At 61.4% G+C, this 16,110-nt stretch carries 27 protein-coding genes; 12 read left to right on the top strand and 15 right to left on the bottom strand.

The features are described from left to right. Positions 1-3: 3 nt before the first annotated feature. The 14 genes from ACFVYF_RS18685 to ACFVYF_RS18750 all read right to left on the bottom strand — a co-directional run bounded on the left by ACFVYF_RS18685 (position 4) and on the right by ACFVYF_RS18750 (position 7,084). The gene (locus ACFVYF_RS18685) at positions 4-555 is read right to left on the bottom strand and encodes a hypothetical protein (RefSeq protein WP_389456560.1); all 552 of its coding nucleotides are present in this window, start codon (positions 553-555) and stop codon (positions 4-6) included. After that, positions 552-1,358: a metallophosphoesterase gene (locus ACFVYF_RS18690; RefSeq protein ID WP_389456562.1), complete on the bottom strand. Its 807-nt coding sequence runs from the start codon at positions 1,356-1,358 to the stop codon at positions 552-554. The genes ACFVYF_RS18685 and ACFVYF_RS18690 overlap by 4 nt, the downstream gene beginning before the upstream one ends. Next, on the bottom strand, positions 1,355-1,813 hold the full coding sequence (locus tag ACFVYF_RS18695; RefSeq protein ID WP_389456564.1) for a DUF3310 domain-containing protein: 459 nt from the start codon (positions 1,811-1,813) through the stop codon (positions 1,355-1,357). Before ACFVYF_RS18695 ends, ACFVYF_RS18690 begins: the two co-directional genes overlap by 4 nt. Next, positions 1,810-2,013 (bottom strand): hypothetical protein, encoded by a 204-nt coding sequence (locus ACFVYF_RS18700; RefSeq protein WP_389456566.1) that lies wholly within the window; start codon positions 2,011-2,013, stop codon positions 1,810-1,812. Before ACFVYF_RS18700 ends, ACFVYF_RS18695 begins: the two co-directional genes overlap by 4 nt. Further along, on the bottom strand, positions 2,010-2,609 hold the full coding sequence (locus tag ACFVYF_RS18705; RefSeq protein WP_389456802.1) for a toprim domain-containing protein: 600 nt from the start codon (positions 2,607-2,609) through the stop codon (positions 2,010-2,012). Before ACFVYF_RS18705 ends, ACFVYF_RS18700 begins: the two co-directional genes overlap by 4 nt. Further along, on the bottom strand, positions 2,533-2,934 hold the full coding sequence (locus ACFVYF_RS18710) for a CHC2 zinc finger domain-containing protein (protein ID WP_389456567.1): 402 nt from the start codon (positions 2,932-2,934) through the stop codon (positions 2,533-2,535). Before ACFVYF_RS18710 ends, ACFVYF_RS18705 begins: the two co-directional genes overlap by 77 nt. Continuing rightward, the gene (locus ACFVYF_RS18715; RefSeq protein ID WP_389456569.1) at positions 2,906-3,043 is read right to left on the bottom strand and encodes a hypothetical protein; all 138 of its coding nucleotides are present in this window, start codon (positions 3,041-3,043) and stop codon (positions 2,906-2,908) included. The genes ACFVYF_RS18710 and ACFVYF_RS18715 overlap by 29 nt, the downstream gene beginning before the upstream one ends. After that, on the bottom strand, positions 3,036-3,473 hold the full coding sequence (locus ACFVYF_RS18720) for an endonuclease VII domain-containing protein (RefSeq protein WP_389456571.1): 438 nt from the start codon (positions 3,471-3,473) through the stop codon (positions 3,036-3,038). Before ACFVYF_RS18720 ends, ACFVYF_RS18715 begins: the two co-directional genes overlap by 8 nt. Beyond that, on the bottom strand, positions 3,466-3,807 hold the full coding sequence (locus tag ACFVYF_RS18725) for a hypothetical protein (RefSeq protein ID WP_389456573.1): 342 nt from the start codon (positions 3,805-3,807) through the stop codon (positions 3,466-3,468). The genes ACFVYF_RS18720 and ACFVYF_RS18725 overlap by 8 nt, the downstream gene beginning before the upstream one ends. 77 nt (positions 3,808-3,884) lie before the next feature. Continuing rightward, a complete protein-coding gene (locus tag ACFVYF_RS18730) occupies positions 3,885-4,703 on the bottom strand; it encodes an AAA family ATPase (RefSeq protein ID WP_389456804.1) in 819 nt (272 codons plus the stop codon). Between the two features lie 2 nt (positions 4,704-4,705). Beyond that, positions 4,706-4,864 carry a hypothetical protein gene (locus ACFVYF_RS18735; protein ID WP_389456574.1) on the bottom strand — a complete coding sequence of 53 codons (159 nt, stop codon included), beginning with the start codon at positions 4,862-4,864 and terminating at the stop codon, positions 4,706-4,708. A gap of 54 nt (positions 4,865-4,918) precedes the next feature. Then, positions 4,919-5,692 carry a RecB family exonuclease gene (locus ACFVYF_RS18740; RefSeq protein WP_389456576.1) on the bottom strand — a complete coding sequence of 258 codons (774 nt, stop codon included), beginning with the start codon at positions 5,690-5,692 and terminating at the stop codon, positions 4,919-4,921. Beyond that, positions 5,689-6,192: a hypothetical protein gene (locus ACFVYF_RS18745; protein WP_389456578.1), complete on the bottom strand. Its 504-nt coding sequence runs from the start codon at positions 6,190-6,192 to the stop codon at positions 5,689-5,691. The genes ACFVYF_RS18740 and ACFVYF_RS18745 overlap by 4 nt, the downstream gene beginning before the upstream one ends. 406 nt (positions 6,193-6,598) lie before the next feature. Beyond that, on the bottom strand, positions 6,599-7,084 hold the full coding sequence (locus ACFVYF_RS18750) for a hypothetical protein (RefSeq protein WP_389456580.1): 486 nt from the start codon (positions 7,082-7,084) through the stop codon (positions 6,599-6,601). A gap of 435 nt (positions 7,085-7,519) precedes the next feature. On the opposite strand from ACFVYF_RS18750, the gene ACFVYF_RS18755 reads away from it, so the two are divergent. Beyond that, positions 7,520-7,843, top strand: a complete 324-nt coding sequence (locus ACFVYF_RS18755) for an HNH endonuclease (RefSeq protein WP_389456582.1) — start codon at positions 7,520-7,522, stop codon at positions 7,841-7,843. A 1-nt stretch (position 7,844) separates the two neighbouring features. On the opposite strand, the gene ACFVYF_RS18760 is transcribed toward ACFVYF_RS18755, so the two are convergent. Beyond that, positions 7,845-8,210 carry an STAS domain-containing protein gene (locus ACFVYF_RS18760; protein WP_389456583.1) on the bottom strand — a complete coding sequence of 122 codons (366 nt, stop codon included), beginning with the start codon at positions 8,208-8,210 and terminating at the stop codon, positions 7,845-7,847. Positions 8,211-8,324: 114 nt separating this feature from the next. On the opposite strand from ACFVYF_RS18760, the gene ACFVYF_RS18765 reads away from it, so the two are divergent. The 11 genes from ACFVYF_RS18765 to ACFVYF_RS18815 all read left to right on the top strand — a co-directional run bounded on the left by ACFVYF_RS18765 (position 8,325) and on the right by ACFVYF_RS18815 (position 16,108). Then, positions 8,325-8,501 carry a hypothetical protein gene (locus ACFVYF_RS18765; protein WP_389456585.1) on the top strand — a complete coding sequence of 59 codons (177 nt, stop codon included), beginning with the start codon at positions 8,325-8,327 and terminating at the stop codon, positions 8,499-8,501. Further along, the gene (locus tag ACFVYF_RS18770) at positions 8,498-8,926 is read left to right on the top strand and encodes a hypothetical protein (protein ID WP_389456587.1); all 429 of its coding nucleotides are present in this window, start codon (positions 8,498-8,500) and stop codon (positions 8,924-8,926) included. The genes ACFVYF_RS18765 and ACFVYF_RS18770 overlap by 4 nt, the downstream gene beginning before the upstream one ends. Positions 8,927-8,942: 16 nt before the next feature. Beyond that, the gene (locus ACFVYF_RS18775) at positions 8,943-10,508 is read left to right on the top strand and encodes a hypothetical protein (protein ID WP_389456588.1); all 1,566 of its coding nucleotides are present in this window, start codon (positions 8,943-8,945) and stop codon (positions 10,506-10,508) included. After that, complete coding sequence (locus ACFVYF_RS18780) at positions 10,505-12,013, top strand: phage portal protein (RefSeq protein WP_389456590.1); 1,509 nt, start codon at positions 10,505-10,507, stop codon at positions 12,011-12,013. The genes ACFVYF_RS18775 and ACFVYF_RS18780 overlap by 4 nt, the downstream gene beginning before the upstream one ends. A gap of 77 nt (positions 12,014-12,090) precedes the next feature. Beyond that, positions 12,091-12,675, top strand: coding sequence for a hypothetical protein (locus ACFVYF_RS18785; RefSeq protein ID WP_389456591.1), 585 nt, complete (start codon positions 12,091-12,093; stop codon positions 12,673-12,675). A 20-nt stretch (positions 12,676-12,695) separates the two neighbouring features. Continuing rightward, positions 12,696-13,781, top strand: a complete 1,086-nt coding sequence (locus ACFVYF_RS18790; RefSeq protein ID WP_389456593.1) for a hypothetical protein — start codon at positions 12,696-12,698, stop codon at positions 13,779-13,781. Positions 13,782-13,786: 5 nt separating this feature from the next. Beyond that, the gene (locus ACFVYF_RS18795) at positions 13,787-14,392 is read left to right on the top strand and encodes a hypothetical protein (RefSeq protein ID WP_389456805.1); all 606 of its coding nucleotides are present in this window, start codon (positions 13,787-13,789) and stop codon (positions 14,390-14,392) included. Continuing rightward, the gene (locus ACFVYF_RS18800; RefSeq protein WP_389456595.1) at positions 14,368-14,697 is read left to right on the top strand and encodes a hypothetical protein; all 330 of its coding nucleotides are present in this window, start codon (positions 14,368-14,370) and stop codon (positions 14,695-14,697) included. The genes ACFVYF_RS18795 and ACFVYF_RS18800 overlap by 25 nt, the downstream gene beginning before the upstream one ends. Then, entirely contained in the window at positions 14,697-15,065 is a 369-nt protein-coding gene (locus ACFVYF_RS18805; RefSeq protein ID WP_389456596.1) for a hypothetical protein, read from the top strand. The genes ACFVYF_RS18800 and ACFVYF_RS18805 overlap by 1 nt, the downstream gene beginning before the upstream one ends. 152 nt (positions 15,066-15,217) lie before the next feature. Beyond that, on the top strand, positions 15,218-15,451 hold the full coding sequence (locus tag ACFVYF_RS18810) for a hypothetical protein (RefSeq protein ID WP_389456598.1): 234 nt from the start codon (positions 15,218-15,220) through the stop codon (positions 15,449-15,451). 66 nt (positions 15,452-15,517) lie between these two features. After that, positions 15,518-16,108, top strand: coding sequence for a hypothetical protein (locus ACFVYF_RS18815; RefSeq protein ID WP_389456600.1), 591 nt, complete (start codon positions 15,518-15,520; stop codon positions 16,106-16,108). Positions 16,109-16,110 lie beyond the last annotated feature (2 nt).

Consider the following 16,110-nt stretch of genomic DNA (forward strand, 5'->3'; position numbering starts at 1 on the left):
GTCTTACCTTCCCGTCCGTATGCCTCGGTTCATTTCCGCGGTGAGGGCATCGATGGCCCGGTATCCGCGCTTCTTGTCGGCGTCGTTCACGGGCGAAAGGCCATAGACGAACTGCCGCATGATTGCCTCTTGGTAGTCCTTGTTCAGGCGCCCGGTCGCCTTCTCAGCATCCATCCGCGCGGAGAGGATGTTGTCCGTGATGACGCACCGCGTCAGGTCGTCCTTCTTGCCGATCTGATCGGCCACCTCTGCGTCGGTGTAGACGAAGGACCGCATGACGCCTCGAACCTCGTCGGGCGTGTAGTGGTACTGGTCGTCCATGAGGTCGAGATACGCCCGTTCCTTGGCGGCGTATCGGCGGCCGGCGTTGTAGAAGATCTTTCGGAGTAGATCCTCGTTTCCCTGGTACCTGGCGATGTGGTGCTGTTCCTGAACAGCGTGGAGCAAGATTTCCTGCTTCACATCGTCAGCCTCCACGATGGACCACTTCGCTGCGATCTCGTAGGCGATCTTCTCGGCCAGTGGCTCAAGGGCCTCCCAGTCGATTTCCGTCATGCACTGTCCTTAACGAACTGGCCCTTCGGACCACGCTTAATCTTTCCGTACCGAACGCCTTCGACTACGAAACTGCCGTCGTCGTCAATGGGGATGGCGTGCGGGACCGCGTTGTACTTCCCGACGTAGAAGAGACCGAAGCCCTTCTGCCAATTCGCTGGACCGTTCTTCAGGTATCCGGCCTTTCGAACGTCCATGAGGTGTCCGACCTCGAACCCGTAGATGGTCTTCAGCTTGCCGCCGTAGCCCGTGGACTCCGGGGAGATGGCCAGCCGGTGAGTGTGGCCCATGACGACGCTCACGCCGGCCTTCCGGGCCTTGGCCGCAGCGGTACGGCCTGCAACCTGATTAAGACCCGCCGACTCGTGGCCGTGGATGGCCACCCATCCTGGCGCGAAGTCGTAGTACGGCTGGAGCTTCGTCACGTCGTAGGCCGCAAAGTCGAGCAGGTTCTCAAAGCGGTAGTGAGTGTCCTCCGCCGCGAGGGCCGGCGCCCGGCTCGCAAGGTACTTCTGAGGCCGCTCGTCGTGGTTCCCCTCAAGGACTCCCACCGGGCCGTCGTAGACGGCTCGCAGGGGTTCGAGGAAGTTTCGCTTGGTGTACTCAGAATCCCGGATGACGTTGCCCTCGAACTCCGCCCTGGTCCCCGCAGACCAGCGGGACGGGGCAGGATAGTCCACGAGATCACCGATCTGGATAACCTCGTCCGGCTGGTATTCACCGATGAACCGAATGACGTTCTTGAGAGCCCGCTTGTCCTCGAAGGGCGCCTGAACGTCAGAGACCACTACAACACGCTTCACGCATTCTCCAGACGTTCTATCTCACGGTTGATGTACCAGACCGCCTTACGCAGGTCCGTAATCGGCTCGTCGTGCTTGTGGCCAGCGCGCATGATGTACTTCAGCGCGTTGCCAAGGGTGAAGTTGAAGTGCTCGGTCACGTCGATGACTTCCAGGCCGTTGGGGAGCCAGGTGTAATGCGACGGATGGTTCACCTCGTCGTGCTCCTGGTCCTGGGCGTCGGCCGTCATGGCTGCGGTGAGTTCATCGATGACTTCCAGGTAATCCGTCAGCTCCGCTGACGACAGCTCCTCTTCCGCGAAGCCCATGCTGGTGCCGTTAGCGAACGTCACCTCGTACGGGAAGATTTCGTTTTCCTTGTAGTCGGTAACCACTGCCCGGTAACCCTGGAACTGCGAGGTGTAGAGGGTGCTGGGGTTGGCGATGACTATGACCTCGCCGGGCGTGAACTTCACAGCTCCTCCAGCTCCTCATCCTTGAAGTAGCAGCCGCCAGCGGCCACGCCGCCGAGCTGGTGGCCGTCCACTAGGACCGAGGTCGCTTCCTCGGTCTGCGCGTAGTCAACGGCCTCGATGATTCCCGTCAGGCCGGCCGTGCCGTCCTTGACCGTGGCCCGCACTCGGACTCGCGTACCGGGCTTCCACTTGCTCTTCACAGGCCGATCCTTTCTCGCAGGGCAGCAGCCCCGAAGTCATGCAGGAATGAATTGGAGTCGTGACCGTCGCCAAGGACGATGACTTTTGCGTTGGGCAGGGAGGCCGCCAACTTGTCCGCGGCCTCAAGTCCGGGCTTGTCTCCGTCAGCGATGATGTAGACCGCCGTGAATCCCATAAGCGCGGGAAGGAAGTGGTCACGCCACGATGACGTGCCCTGGTAGGCGATGGCCGGCACCCCCACCGACTCCCACACCATCGCGTCGAACTCGCCCTCAGTGATGACGATGAACGGGCTGTCGGTGATGAGTGCCTTGGTGTTGAAGAGTCGGGGCTGATCGCCGGGGAGTGTCAGGTACTTCCCGTGTCCGCGGTGGCTTTCCTTCTGCGTCGGAGCGAGGTAGTTGCCGCTCTCGTCCCGTACGCATTCGTCGGCAATGCAGCGGAACCGGATGGTGGCTACGCCGTGCGGTCCCTTCGCCGGCCGCAGGTACGGGAGGACCAGGCTTCCCGTTCTCTGCTCATGTCCAGTCAGCGCCGAACCGACGTACCCCAGGCCGAACCTGTCCGCCACGCCGTCCAGGCCGCGAACCTTGATGTACTCCTCGGCCGGGCTCCCCTTGTACTGCCGGTGGTACGTCTTGGCGGCTTCCACCGAACCGCTCATGTGCCCAATCTTGGGCTTCTCGGAAGCCAATGCCCTCCTCCCGCATAATCACGTCAAGGCTGTCTTCCGACACCTGACAGACGAAACAATTCCATCGCTGCTTCTCCGTACTCACCGAGGCGCTGGGGTTCTCTTCAACGTGAAGCGGGCAGAGGATCTTGGACCACCCTGCCCGCTGCTTCACATCTATTGAGTAGTAGTGCTTCAGCACCTCGGAGATCGGAGGCTTAACGACCGATCTGCGGGGCCGGTTCACCGATCCGCCTCACTTGGACGGGGAAGTTGTACTGACGATTCACGGAACTCATGAACTCCTTCTCGCCGCGCCACTTGCGGTAGTCGAACTTGATTCGCTCGTCAGCCATCTGGGGTCCCCTCCCGGTCGAACGTGTATCTCGGACCCAGCACTTTCCAGGCCGGGTAGTCCTCTAGGTAGTCAGCAGCAGCCCTTAGAACCTCGGGCCTGTCGCGTGCTCCGCGGGCTAGGAGCTGTCCATTGCAGCGTTGGCAAAGGAGCCCGCGGATTGCCTCTGTCTTGTGGCAGTGATCCACGGCCAGGTTGGATCTGCGCGTTTCCTTGCAGATGGCGCACCGGCCGCTCTGGGCATCGAAGAGGAGCTGATACTCCTCGTTGGAAAGTCCGTAGGTGGATTGCAGGCGGGCGTTCCTGGAAGCGGCCCGCCGCGTTTCCTTCCTACAGGTCGAGCAGACTCGGCCCTTCGGAGTGAAGAACTTTTCCGCTCGGTTCTTCTCGCACTTCGTGCAGCGCCGGTAGCCGGCGCGAGGGTCAGACACGCGGCCTCAGGGCCGCCTCAAGCCTGCGCTGGTCCTTGGCGTACACCGCCTCATCGGCAAGGCCCTGAAGGTAAGGGAGGGGAAGCACTTCCCACGCGGTCCCGCGCTCAGTCGGCATGGACACCGCTACGACGCGAGCGGCACTGTACCGAGAGTGGAATTTCAGTTCCTTGGCCAGTCGGTAGAGTCGCATCTTCCGAGCACTCTCGACCGAGAGGACCAGGGCCACAACGCCACCACCAGCTTCCTGAATCTGGTTCCCGGTGATGTGCGGGTTGTCGTGAAGAAGAACGTCAACGATTTCCCGCTGAAGTGTGTATCCGCAAGTGCTCATTTCCCCTCCCCTTTCCTATTACCAACATAGATCGAGAGCGTCGCACTTTCAAGATTTGAGTCAGTGACTAAGCTCACTTAGAGGCCATCGGCCACGTCCGTGAGCTGCATGTTCGTGCTGTTGAAGACGTAGGACGAGAAGGTCTGACCGCTGGAGTCCTCGAAACCCTCTCGGTTCTTGACGGGAGAGACGTGCAGAATCCTGCCGTCCATGCCGTCGATTTCCTTATGGATCGTCAGAATCACGTTCGGGACACGGCCGATCTTGCCCTTCACTCCAGAGAGCGGGATCGGCTGTAGGCCGTCGCTGTACTCGCCGATGACGTGATGCAGGGCCAGGACGTGAGCCCCGGTGTATCGCGCCATCTCGGACATGTACTCGCACATGGCTTCCAGGCCGAACGTGAACGACTCGGCGTCACCGGCCGCCACCTCACCGGCCACGTTGGTGATGTTGTCCACCACGATCAGGTGCGGGAACATTCCGAAGACCTCGAAGTACGAACGAAGGTCTCGCTCCAGGTCGTGAAGCGCCGGCCGCGCGTCGTAGTTGAACCTGATCCACCACCTCTTCGAGAGATAGCCCAGGTACTCGCTGAAGTCGTCGTTCAGCAACTTCCGCTTGATGTCCCGTACGTTCTCACCCGTCAGGATGGCCGTAGCGCGAGTCAACTGAGTTGCTGCATTGCTATCGGCGCTGTAGTACAGCACCGGCATGTTGCCGTACAACGCCAGGTTCAGAGCGAAAAGTGACTTGCCGGTGCCGGGGCCCGCCGCGACGAGACTGAACTCACCGCGGCGGAACTCGACCTCGTGACGCGCCAGGCCCTGAAATGGAGAAGGGAGCGGTTCACCTGCCGCTCCCTTGACCAGAACTGATTGTGCCAGGCTGTAGATCGTTAGCCTCCAAAGTCCGAGAGAAGTGAACTGGCAAGGTTTCGTTCCTCGTCGTCAGTGAAGTACCAGTTGCCAACGGCACCTTCGAGGGCCGTGCGGATCACCGCAAGTTCCTCGTAGGACAACTCGACCGAGACGCTTGAATTACTGACCTTCGCCATGTCGCTCCCTTCCCTAATTTCAAAGTACGCCGCTCGCGTCGCATTTTCAAGTTTTCAGCGAAAAAAACAGGCGTGCGCCACGTCACAGAAGTTGCAGTCATAGCCCGGAGACGCAGGGAAGTCGCCGGCCTTCACTCCCGCGTCCATCGCCGCGTACCGCTCGCCCAGCTCGTCAGCGCTCACCTGGTCCAGCTTCACCGGCCGGGAAAGGCGCCCATCCTTGGCGAGGTACCAGTCAGCGTCATTGACCTCCACGCCGTACAACTCCCGCACGGCGATGCCGTAGGTCTGGAGCTGGAACTTCGACTTCGTGCTCCCCGTCTTGAGGTCCCGAGGCCGTACAGCGCCCTTCACCGTGACGAGCTGGTCTATGTACCCGCGGACTTGGACCCCGCCTAGCTCCACCAGGAAGTACAGCTCAAGCGCCACCTCCCCATCAGGCGTCTTCCAGATGTCCGGCCCGTTCTCCTTCGCCCACTCGACGTAGTAGGCAGTCTGCTCCTGGCCCAGGATGTACCGGCGCTCAATGTCCTCACCGCCCGTGTACCGGCCCGCGGCCAACCACCGGTCCGTGTCGCTCTCCTTGTCCAGGGCAGCGTTCGTCAAGGCCGCGTACTCGTCCGAGAAGACCTGTACGGCCTCTTCTGCGCTCATGGTCCGGTCGGACCTCTCGAAGGCTTCAGCAGCGCTGTGGAAGGCCGTGCCGTGGTTGGACCAGGCGGCCGGCGTGGGTGTGACTCTGTCTACCCGTTGAAGGTAGAAGCGCCACGCGCACTTCTCATACTGCTCCGTCTGACTGACAGATCTGGGCTGCGTCTCAATGCTCAAGCAAGCACCGCCTTCGCGTATCTGATGATCTTGAATGAATTACTGCCGGGGAGCTGAGCATGAGGCCGATCGATACTCACTCGCTCCACCTCGACCATGAGTTCGCCATGCAGTTCAACCAGGAGCGAACGCACGCGGGTCCTCCCCTCGTTGTCCATCCGGTCGGACATGATCACGTCCACGTACCCGACGGCAGCCCTCGGCCGGCGCTTCGAGTACGCCCGAGTACGGATGATCAGGACGCCGGGCGTCTCGTCGTCCTCCCTGCACACCATCTCTGTGCACTGGTCGATCAACTCAAGCAACTCTGCCTTCAGTCGGCGCTCCCCCCGTACGGCATTTCCCAACTCACTAAGTGTGAACCCGCGGCCGAGTCCGTAGAGGTCCGGGATCGCGTGTTCATGCGGCACGTCTTCCTTGTCTCGGACGTGCGGTATATGCCCCCTCAGGACCACCTTCGGGATCGCACCAGAGTCCTCGACTCCCAGCTCAAATGTCATGAGCGCTCCCATGGCCCTACCCCCCGCACGGGGTACCTGTCCGTTCTGAAGTGAGGAGCCCGTGTGAAGCCCCTGTGAATCAACGTAGCAAGGTGAATCAGGGGTTAACAGCCCTCGTCTTTGCAGGTGAGAGGGTCAAGAGTGGTGCGTGTCACATACAACCACGATTGCCGATCTTGAAACTGTGACGCTCGGCGATCGAGGACCAGGCGATTCGGACACTATGGACCTTACGGAGGCATGGGTTCCAGTTACTGACTACTCAGAGTGAAGATTCAAGGGATCACAAAATGTTGAAAGTGCCCTAATTCTACGCGGGAAGACCGGGGCGGCCGAGCATCAAAAAACCTCCCGACGCCGTCGTCGAGAGGTTGAGTGCCATTACCCCCGGTAGCTAAGGCAACCCTTAGATCTCAGGAACGCGGGGAAGGTCGAGCGCGACCCGAAGGGCTCCCTCGGGGAGCGGCCGGCCCTCAGGCCAGCGAATCACCATGCGCCCGTCTGACTCGTGGCGAGGCTCGAACGTCCATGGCTCGTCAGAGTCAGGCCGGAAGTCGAGAACACAGTTTCCTTCCCTGATGGCACGATCAAATCGCTTTGCGCCACGAATCTGGTTGGCGGTCAGTTCATTGTCGCCCAAACGCCAACGCAGGAAACAGGTCAAATCCCGATAGCGATTGAAGCGAACGAACTCACCTCGGCGTGTTTCAGAAGTGGGCCATGCACTTTCGAGAATGGCTGTCACCTTTTGCCTGTACTGCCTAAGCCCCATAGCCACGAAACGCAAATTGACAGCCTGAACTGTGCAACCGAACTGCTCGGCAATTTCCTTGTCGGACATGCCGTTTCTGTAGAGCTTCAGCAGCTCCGGATTCTCAGGCAGTTTCGTCATTTGCTCTCTGGTCCTGTCAGTGTGGTTTCGTCACTGAATAGTCAGTGAGTTCAGTTTCATCACTGGGCATGGCGGTACCGATCTTGGGTCAAGATACCGCCCTGGCGTCGCAGTATCAAGTCCCATCCGCACAGTGACCTGCGTAGTTGCGTCGTCACACCTAGAGAATGTGACCTCGGTCTCAATGGAGTCAACTGCTGTCCCAACCCGGGCTGAGTGACACCGACATCATTAGTGAGAGAGCGAGTGAAACGAGCGAACGAACAGGTCACAGAAAATTTTGGAACATTCGTTCGAGTCTCTGTATCAACTACTAGACAACTTAGTTTCTCCTGTTTGACCCCCTGTTGAGCCCAGGCTCCAGGTGCGTGTCCAGGAGTCGGCCCCGGCTGCCAGACCAGAAGCCGGCCGGGGCCTCAGACCTCAGGAGGAGACATGCCAAGGGCCAAGAGCATCTGCCTGAAGCCTGGCTGTCTCGTCCCGGCCGTGAGAGACGGCCGCTGTGGAGAACACCAGCTCCGGAAGAGTTGGGATAGGACGAGTGCTCGCAACGCTTCGCGACCCCATGATTGGTCGAAGAGAAAGTCTCGGGTTCTCGCTAGGGACCGCTTCACCTGTCAGCAATGTGGGGCGAGAGAGCACCTTGAGGTGGACCACATCGTCCCGGTAGCCCGCGGGGGCTCGTGGGAGCCAGACAACCTCTGGACTTTGTGCCGTCCGTGCCACAAACGAAAGACCTACAACGAGGATCACGCCTAGCTCATTGGAGCGCCCTCAGCGCCTCGCTAGCCGTTGGGTATGTGCGGAACAGCGCGATGGCGCCAGTGATCTCGAACAGCCTGGCGACGGCAGGCTGCATCGCTGCAAGTTCAACAGTGATGCTCTTCGGCTCACTGGTACTCCGAGCGGCAAGCAGCGCATTCAACCCTGTGGAGTCACAGAATCCCAGGTTGGCGCAGTCGATCAGCACCCGGGACACCTCGCCCTCCAGGGCGGCATCCAATGCGTCCCGGAGGACGGGCGCATGAGTCAGGTCTAGCTCGCCGCTGAGGGCTACAACGGCGGTCGATTCCTCGATCTTGACCGTGACATCAAAGCGTCCGTGACTGCCAGCCTTCGCCGTCACAGCTGGTCCTTTCATCGCGAGCCCACACAAGGGCGGCGGTGCCACCTTACCCAGTCCGCCCCCCGGCCCGAACCCCTGACCGGGTTTCTTAATTGTTTCAAGAACGGAGAGCGCATGAGCGCATGCAACGGCCACTGCCTTGACTGCCTCTACGACTTCTGCGTGCCCGAGACGCCAGTACGGCGCCCGACGAAGGCGGCACAGCGGTCTGAGTGGAAGCAGGACGCGCTCTTCGAGCTTGAGGAGCTGGGTGACCTCTACGGGATCGACCCTGAGGCGGTACGGCTGTGACGAGAGGCCCGAAGCCCAAGGAAAACGCGGTCCGCCGCAACAAGCACGAGCACGCACAGGCGCTCTCCGGTTCAGCCACCGAGGGCCGTGCCCTCCCGCCTGGCCTCGGCATCAAGACGGCCGGCGCCAAGAGGTTCTGGCGCACCTGGGCGACTTCGCCGCAGGCCGGTAAGTGGATCGAGACCGACTGGGCCGAGCTGGAGATCACAACCAAGCTCGTGGACACCTTCTACCAAGGCGACACCAAGGTTGCCGGTGAGATCCGGCAGCGGGTTGCCAAGTGGGGCGCGACGGTCGAGGACCGCGCGAGGCTCCGCATGTCCATCGAGGACGACGCCCAGGGCCAGGACCAGGCCGACGGCACGGCCGCGGCCGACCCCACCACAGACCTAGACGAGGAGCTGTATCGACTCCTATCCGAGTAACTGAAGAGGTGATCCCTTGCAGACAGGCAACCTGCCTGAGGGGGTTCCCTCTCCGAAGGAAACGCTCGGGTACGAGGTCATCCGCTGGTGCAGCAAGTACATCGTCCAGCCGGACGGCGACAGGGCCGGTGAGCCCTGGCAGTTCACCAGGGAGCAGCTTCGCTTCGTCCTCTGGTACTACGCGATCAAGCCCGATGGCACCTGGAAGTACAGCGCCGGCACCCTGCGCCGGGCCAAGGGATGGGGCAAGACGCCTCTCCTCGCCACTCTGGCGATTGTCGAGTTCATCGGGCCTTGTAGGTTCTCCCACTTCAACGCCTTCGGCCTCCCGGTAGCCAAGTCCGTTGCCCTGCCTACGGTGCAGGTCGGTGCGACCGCCTACGAACAGACCGAACAGACCATGGAGTTCATCCGTGGCTGTCTGTCCGAGTCTCCCGCTGAGAAGGAGTTCGGGCTCGACATCGGTAAGGCCGTCATCCAGTTCAAGAGCGGCAAGCCTGGCTCGATCAAGCCGAAGGCCACTGCCGGCCGAACCAACGAGGGCAACCGGCCCACGTTCGTCCTGATGGACGAGGTCCACCACTGGGTGGGCAGTAACGGCGGCCCCGAGTTCTTCCAGACCCTCAAGCGCAACGTCGAGAAGCTGGCCGCCGCGGGCTCCCGCTGGGTGACCACGACCAACGCCTACAACCCCAACGAAGACTCCGTGGCTCAGCAGATCCACGAGTCCGAGATGGTTCGGATGGGCCTCTGGCTCTACGACTGCCTCGAAGGGGACATCGAGCCTGACGAGCTGCGGGACGAAGCCAAGGTCCGCCAAGCCCTCAGGGAGGCGTACGGAGACGCGTCCTGGGCCGACATCGACGGCCTGACTCGCACGATCCTCTTCGACCGCACCACACCGGACAGCACCTACCTCAGATTTTTTTGCAACAGGATTGCGGAATCTTCTGACGGCTGGATGAGCAAGGCCGAGTGGGACGAGTGTTTCGAGGACCAGGACCCCATCAAGCCCGGCGATCAGATCGCAATTGGCTTCGATGGCTCGATCCGCGGTGACGCGACCGGCCTCGTTGGGTGTCGGCTCCGAGACGGCAAGCTGTTCGTTCTCGGCCTCTGGGAGAACCCCAGGGACCCCAATAAGCCTGACTGGGAAGTCGACGTTCTCTCTGTAGAGGCCGCTGTTAAGCGGGCCTTCGAGACGTACCGCGTTGAGTGGATGTACGCCGACCCGCCTTACTGGCAGGAGAACATCGGCCGTTGGGCGCTCGAATGGGGCGACGACTACGTTTTCGAGTTCTGGACCAATAAGCCTACGCGCATGGTTCAGGCCGTTGAAAGATTCCGTACTGCTGCGATGGTCCAAGACCTACTGCACGACGGAAACGACGACCTTAACCGCCACGTGCTGAACGCCGTGGTTCGGGAAGTGCCTCAGGGCTTCCTAATAACCAAGGATTCTCCGAGGTCCAAAAAGAAGATCGACCTTGCTGTGTGCGCGGTCCTCGCTTTCGAGGCGAGGGCTGACGCCATCGCGGATGGGCGGCTTAAACGACGTAGAGCTAGGGTGGTTGGATTTTGAGCGTACTCGGAATTGACACTTCTCCCAATGAAGTGCCCGTTGGCTTGGCGCCGGCCACACCGGAACAGTGGCTTGACTGGCTGTACTCCAAGCTGGCTCGCCGCAAGGCGGTATACCAGATCTACGGGCAGTATTACGACGGCTACCACCAGCGGCTCATGTTCGCGCAGGTCCGCCACTTCGACCAGTTTCACAGCACTTTCGACACGTGGCGAGACAACTTCTGCGGCATGATCGTGGACTCAGTCAATGAGCGGCTGTTCATCGACGGATTCCGAATGACGGACGAACCCGACGCCGACAGGGACGCTCGGGACATCTGGCAGCGGAATTTCATGGACTCCGAGTCGAACGCCGCGATGCTCGACGCCATGATTCAGGGCGTCTCGTACGCCGTGGTGTGGGCGGACAAGAAGGGCGACCCGACTATCACCATCGAGTCGGCAGAGAACTTCATCGTCCAGTACAAGCCGGGCAGCCGTCACGAGCTGGACGCCGCAGCCAAGTTTTACTACGACGACTGGGGCCGTCAGTGGGTCACTCTGTGGCTCCCTGACGCCGTTTACACATTCTCCAAGGGCACGTACACCTGGGAGGCTGGCGACGCCTCCCCGAACCCCCTCGGCGTGATTCCGGTCGTCCCCATCTCCAACCGGTCCCGTCTCTTGCGTGATCCGGTCTCAGACCTTCACGTGGTCATCCCGATCCAGGACGCGGTGAACAAGACCGTGGCTGACGCCCTGGTGGCCTCCGAGTATGCGGCCTGGCCCCAGCGATACGTCACCGGCCTGGAAATCGTGGAAGACGACCACGGCAACCCCGTCGAGCCGTTCAAGGTCGCGGTGGACAAGCTGCTCCAGGCCGAGGACCCCAACGCCAAGTTCGGCCAGTTCGAGGCTGCGAACCTCTCGAACTATGTGGTCCTGGTCGAGATGCTGGTTCAGCACATGGCTTCGATCAGCCGCATTCCCTTCCACTACTTCATCAACGGTGGCGGGCAGATACCGAGCGGTGAAAGCATCACCGCAGCTGAGGCCGGCCTCATAGCTAAGACCAGGGAACGAATGCTCCACTTCGGTGAGGCTTGGGAACAGGTCATGCGGCTCTGTTTCGCCGTGAAGGGCGATGCCCGAGCAGAAGCGTGGTCCGCAGAAACGATTTGGCGGGACCCGGAGAATAGAACCGAAGCCCAACACATGGATGCTCTTCTGAAGCTCCAGATGATTGGCGTTCCCAGAGACCAACTTCTTTCCGATGCCGGATATACGCCGCAACAGATCGAACGCTTCCAGGACATGAGGGAACAGGACGCGAAGGCCGCAATGGAACTCGCGACGAAGTACCCCATGCCCATACAGGAGCCCGATGGCGACGAGCCTCCGGGCAAGGAGAAGGACAAGGCTGCCGGTCCTCCCGGCATGTCAGCTAAGGCCCAGGCCACGGCTAAGAAGCCGCCGCAGGGCAACAGCGGCAATCAGGCCCGGAAGCAGAACCCGGCCAAGTAACCCCTACAACGCATCACGACGGCTGCCGAAATGGCGGCCTTTTTTCATGCCCGCATACCGAAATGGATGGGTGACCCATGAGTGACGACAACCAGCAGAGCACTTCCACCGGCAACGAGCCGGGACAGCAGTCGACTGACGCATCCCAGGATCAGACGCCGACCATCGAAAGCCTCACGGCTGAGGTGGATAAGTGGAAGGCCCTTTCCCGCACGAACGAGCAGCGGTGGAAGGACGCGTCCAGTGAGCGCGACGCGCTCAAGCAGGCCGGTATGTCCGACGCCGAAAAGGCCATCGAGGCCGCAAAGGCTGAGGCCCGAAACGCCGCTCTGTCCGAGGTTGGCACTCGACTTGCTGAGGCCGAGCTTCGTGCTCTAGCCGCTTCTGCCGGCGTGGACCTCCCCCCGGCTGACTTCCTCAACATGTCTCGGTTCGTCGGCAACGACGGCCAGGTGAACGCCGACGCGCTTTCTCAGTTCGTGTCGTCACTCCCCAAGCGGGATGCTCCGCCCGCTTTTCGCCAGGACATCGGTCTTGGCCGCCAGGGATCTCCCGGCGCTAACCAGCTCACCCGAGCTGATCTCTCCAACATGACCCCCGCGGAAATCAACAAGGCCCGCCAGGAAGGCCGTCTTGACGCGCTTCTCAGGGGTGAAATCTGACCTATCCAGTGAGGTAATGCATGGCTTTTAACACTCAGGCTGGTACCGGCCTTCAGGCAGCGTCCGGGAATGTCTTCATTCCCGAGATCTGGACTGCGGAACTTCTCCAGGACCTCGAAGAGGAGCTTGTTCTCGCCTCCGCGAAGTTCACGAATCGCCAGTACGAGGGCGAGTTCCGGCGTGAGGGCGATGTCGTCCACATCCCGCACTTCGTGAACGACCAGGTTTCCGACAAGGGCCTGGTGCCGGCGTACGGCTCCGTCGGTTCCGCCGACCACGCTTCGCTCCAGTACATCGACATGCGAGTGGCCAAGGGCTCGTCCTTCCACATCGAGGTCGACGCGCTTCACCAGCTCCAGACCAAGGGCGGCATTGACCTGATGTCCAACCTGATCGCGCAGCGTGCTCGCGCTATGGCGGTCAAGCTCGATGAAGTCGTGGCTCAGACTCTTCTCGCCGCTGTTTCCGGTAAGGACCTGAACGGCGCTGCCGACCCGGCTTCCACCGTTTCCGGCCTGCCTGCTCTGCACGGCCAGATTGACGAGATCACCGACGCCCCGACCGGTGACAACACCACGCGCAAGGCTGCGAATCGTTTCCTCAGCGTCTATGACTACGTCGTCGCGATGCTGGAGAACCTTGACATCAAGTCGGCCCCCGCGGACCGGTTCCTGTTCATCTCCCCGCGTATGCGCTCGCTCCTGCTCCAGGACCCGAAGTTCATCGAGGCGCAGGTGTACGGCGGGCAGGCGGTCATCCCGAACGGCGCCTCTGCGATCGGCACCATCCTCGGTGTCCCGGTCACCGTGGCGAACGCCCTCGGTAGCCACACCCGTCCGAACAACCCGCTGATCAAGAAGGGCAACCAGAAGTTCGAGGCCGTTGACCTCTACATGGGTTGCACGGCTGCTACTTCGGTGGTCATCCCGTTCGCGCAGATGGAGGCGTACAAGCCTCAGGCGACCTTCACCGACGCCATCAAGAGCCGCGTCATCTACGACGCCAAGGTCATCCGGCCGGAACAGCTCGTCGTGGCTCGCGGTGTTGAGGCTGCGATCACCGCGCACAACGCCTCTGTGACGGTCACCGAGACCGAGATCGTCTGATCTTGATGGCCTTCGCAACTACTGACGATGTGGTCGCCCGTCTCGGGCGGCCCGTCGCGGACAGCACGGAGGCCGCCAGGATCACCGCCTTTCTCGATGACGCTTCTGGGCTCGTGTCCGACTACTGCCGGACCGACTTCCAGCAGCACACCAACGAGACGTTCGAGCTGGTGATTGAGGGGGGCCAGGCTCAACTGGCCCCCTCTCTGTTCCCTGGCCTGACCATCTCGGCCATCACCCTGTACGACGAGGACCAGGACCGCGTTCTCACCACTGATGAGTGGCGGGTCGTGGGGCGCACGCTCTTCGTTCGCTGTGCTCCCTCGTACACCGCGATCACGGTCACGGCGTCGTGGGGTTGGGCTGCTGTGCCGGCCGCTGTGAGGGCGGCCGTCTGTTCAGAGGTGATCAGGTGGCTTTCCGTCTCTCCAGGAACAGTCATGGAGAAGACCGGTGACCTTGAGGTCCAGTACGCGGCCACCGCGTACAACTCCGGCCTGTCCGAGGCCGCTAAGTCGATGCTGTCGAAGTACCGGCAGCGTGCTGCGTCGATCTCCCTTTCCCGCACCAATGAACCGGAGATCCCATGGCGCTTTTCAACGACCACATAACCATCTACCGCGCCCAGCTCGTCACCGACGACTACGGCAAGCATCGGGACTGGGACAACCAGACCACCGTGTGGTCCGGCATGGGTGCCGGCGTCCCGTACCGGCGTGCGTGGAAGGCAGACGAGGCCCGCCGCGAGACCGCCCTCAACAGGGCCACCCTCTACCTCCCCGGCGATGTCGATGTTGATTCCGCTGACCGGATTCAGTTTCAGGGAAACACATGGCATCCCGAGGGTGAGGCGTGGAAGTGGCGGCTCGGTTCCCGCCAATACACGATGCTCGACGTGAGGATGGTGACCAAGTAATGCCGAAGCGCCGGTATGGAAACGAGCGCTTCACGTTCGAGCGCACCGCAGGCTTCGAAACCAAGCTCATGCACTCGGCTCCAGTCAACGCCCTTGTCGTGGCGAAGACTTCGGAGCTTGCAGGGCGAATGGTCAAGGCCGCCCCTCGCGGCCCTCACGTGTATACCGACGAGTTCTCGATCAAGAAGAACATAACTCCCTACGTCGAAGAGGTCGGGGATGAGTGGGTCGGATACATCGTCATCGAAGAGAACGAGCGAGCACGACACGCGATGCTCCAGGAAGAGGGCTACCGCGACCCGGCCGGACATCGACATGCCGGACGGTTCTTCTTCAAGAAGGTGCTGGAACAGGAGCGTATTGATTGAGAGTTGACCCGCTCCCCCTTCTGATCGACTACCTGAGCACGTGCCCCGAGATCCCCGCTGGTGCGGTGACAGGAACCCTCGTAGGCCGGAATGTCGGTGAGACAACGGTTTACCTGATCCAGGCCGGTGGTTACCGCCTGACGCGGGACCGCATGGACCGCATGGACATCCTCTACGACGTGTACGGCCAGAGCGCGGCAGAGGCCGGCTCCCTTGCCTACGTCGTCCGCACGTATCTCCTAGAGCAGCTTCCGGGCCTGGCCCTCAATGGGGCCCTGGTGCTCGACGTGCACGAGATCTCTGCGCCTCACTGGCATCCCGACGAGCAGTCTCTTGAGCCCGCGTACACGGGCGAGGTCTCCGTGTTCCTGACCACCGACGACTAACAGCTCAACTTCCCTGCCTCACGGCCCCCTTTGGGGCCGTTTTTTGTTTCCCCCAAAGGAGCCTGCATGCCCAACGTGGATACCAGCAAGATTCGGTTTGCGCCGAACGGTTACGTCTACATGGCGCCGGCCGTTGGCGCCACTCTGCCCACCGATGTGGGCGACGGTACGACCGCCCCGACCGGTTACACCTCTCTCGGCTACGTAACCGACGCGGGCGTGACCATTACCCCTCAGGTGAACACCGACCCCGTCAATGTGTGGCAGAGCGCGGTCCCGGTTCTTTACAACGTCACTTCCGCCACCTTCTCTATCCAGGCGACTTTCACCGAGTCCAACATCAACACCACTGAGCTTTTCTTCGGTGCGCAGTGGACCGAGGTGACGGGTACCGGCGGCACTCCCACCGGCCACTACAAGCTCGACCTGGCCAGCACGCCGGCCCTTCAGGAGATTTCCATTGTCGTGGACTGGTCTCAGGGCTCCGTCCTCAACCGCGTCGTGATTCCTCGGGCGATGGTTCAGGACCGAGGCGCTATCACGCTCGTCCGGACTGCTGCGCAGGAGTACCAGCTCACCATTGAGGCGCTGGATTCCAACGGCGTTCTCGGCTCGGTCTTCACGAACCAGGACATGAGCGGTTCCGTCACCCCGTGACG

The organism is Streptomyces sp. NPDC058274 (genome assembly GCF_042881375.1).
In the GTDB taxonomy this organism is placed as follows: domain Bacteria; phylum Actinomycetota; class Actinomycetes; order Streptomycetales; family Streptomycetaceae; genus Streptomyces.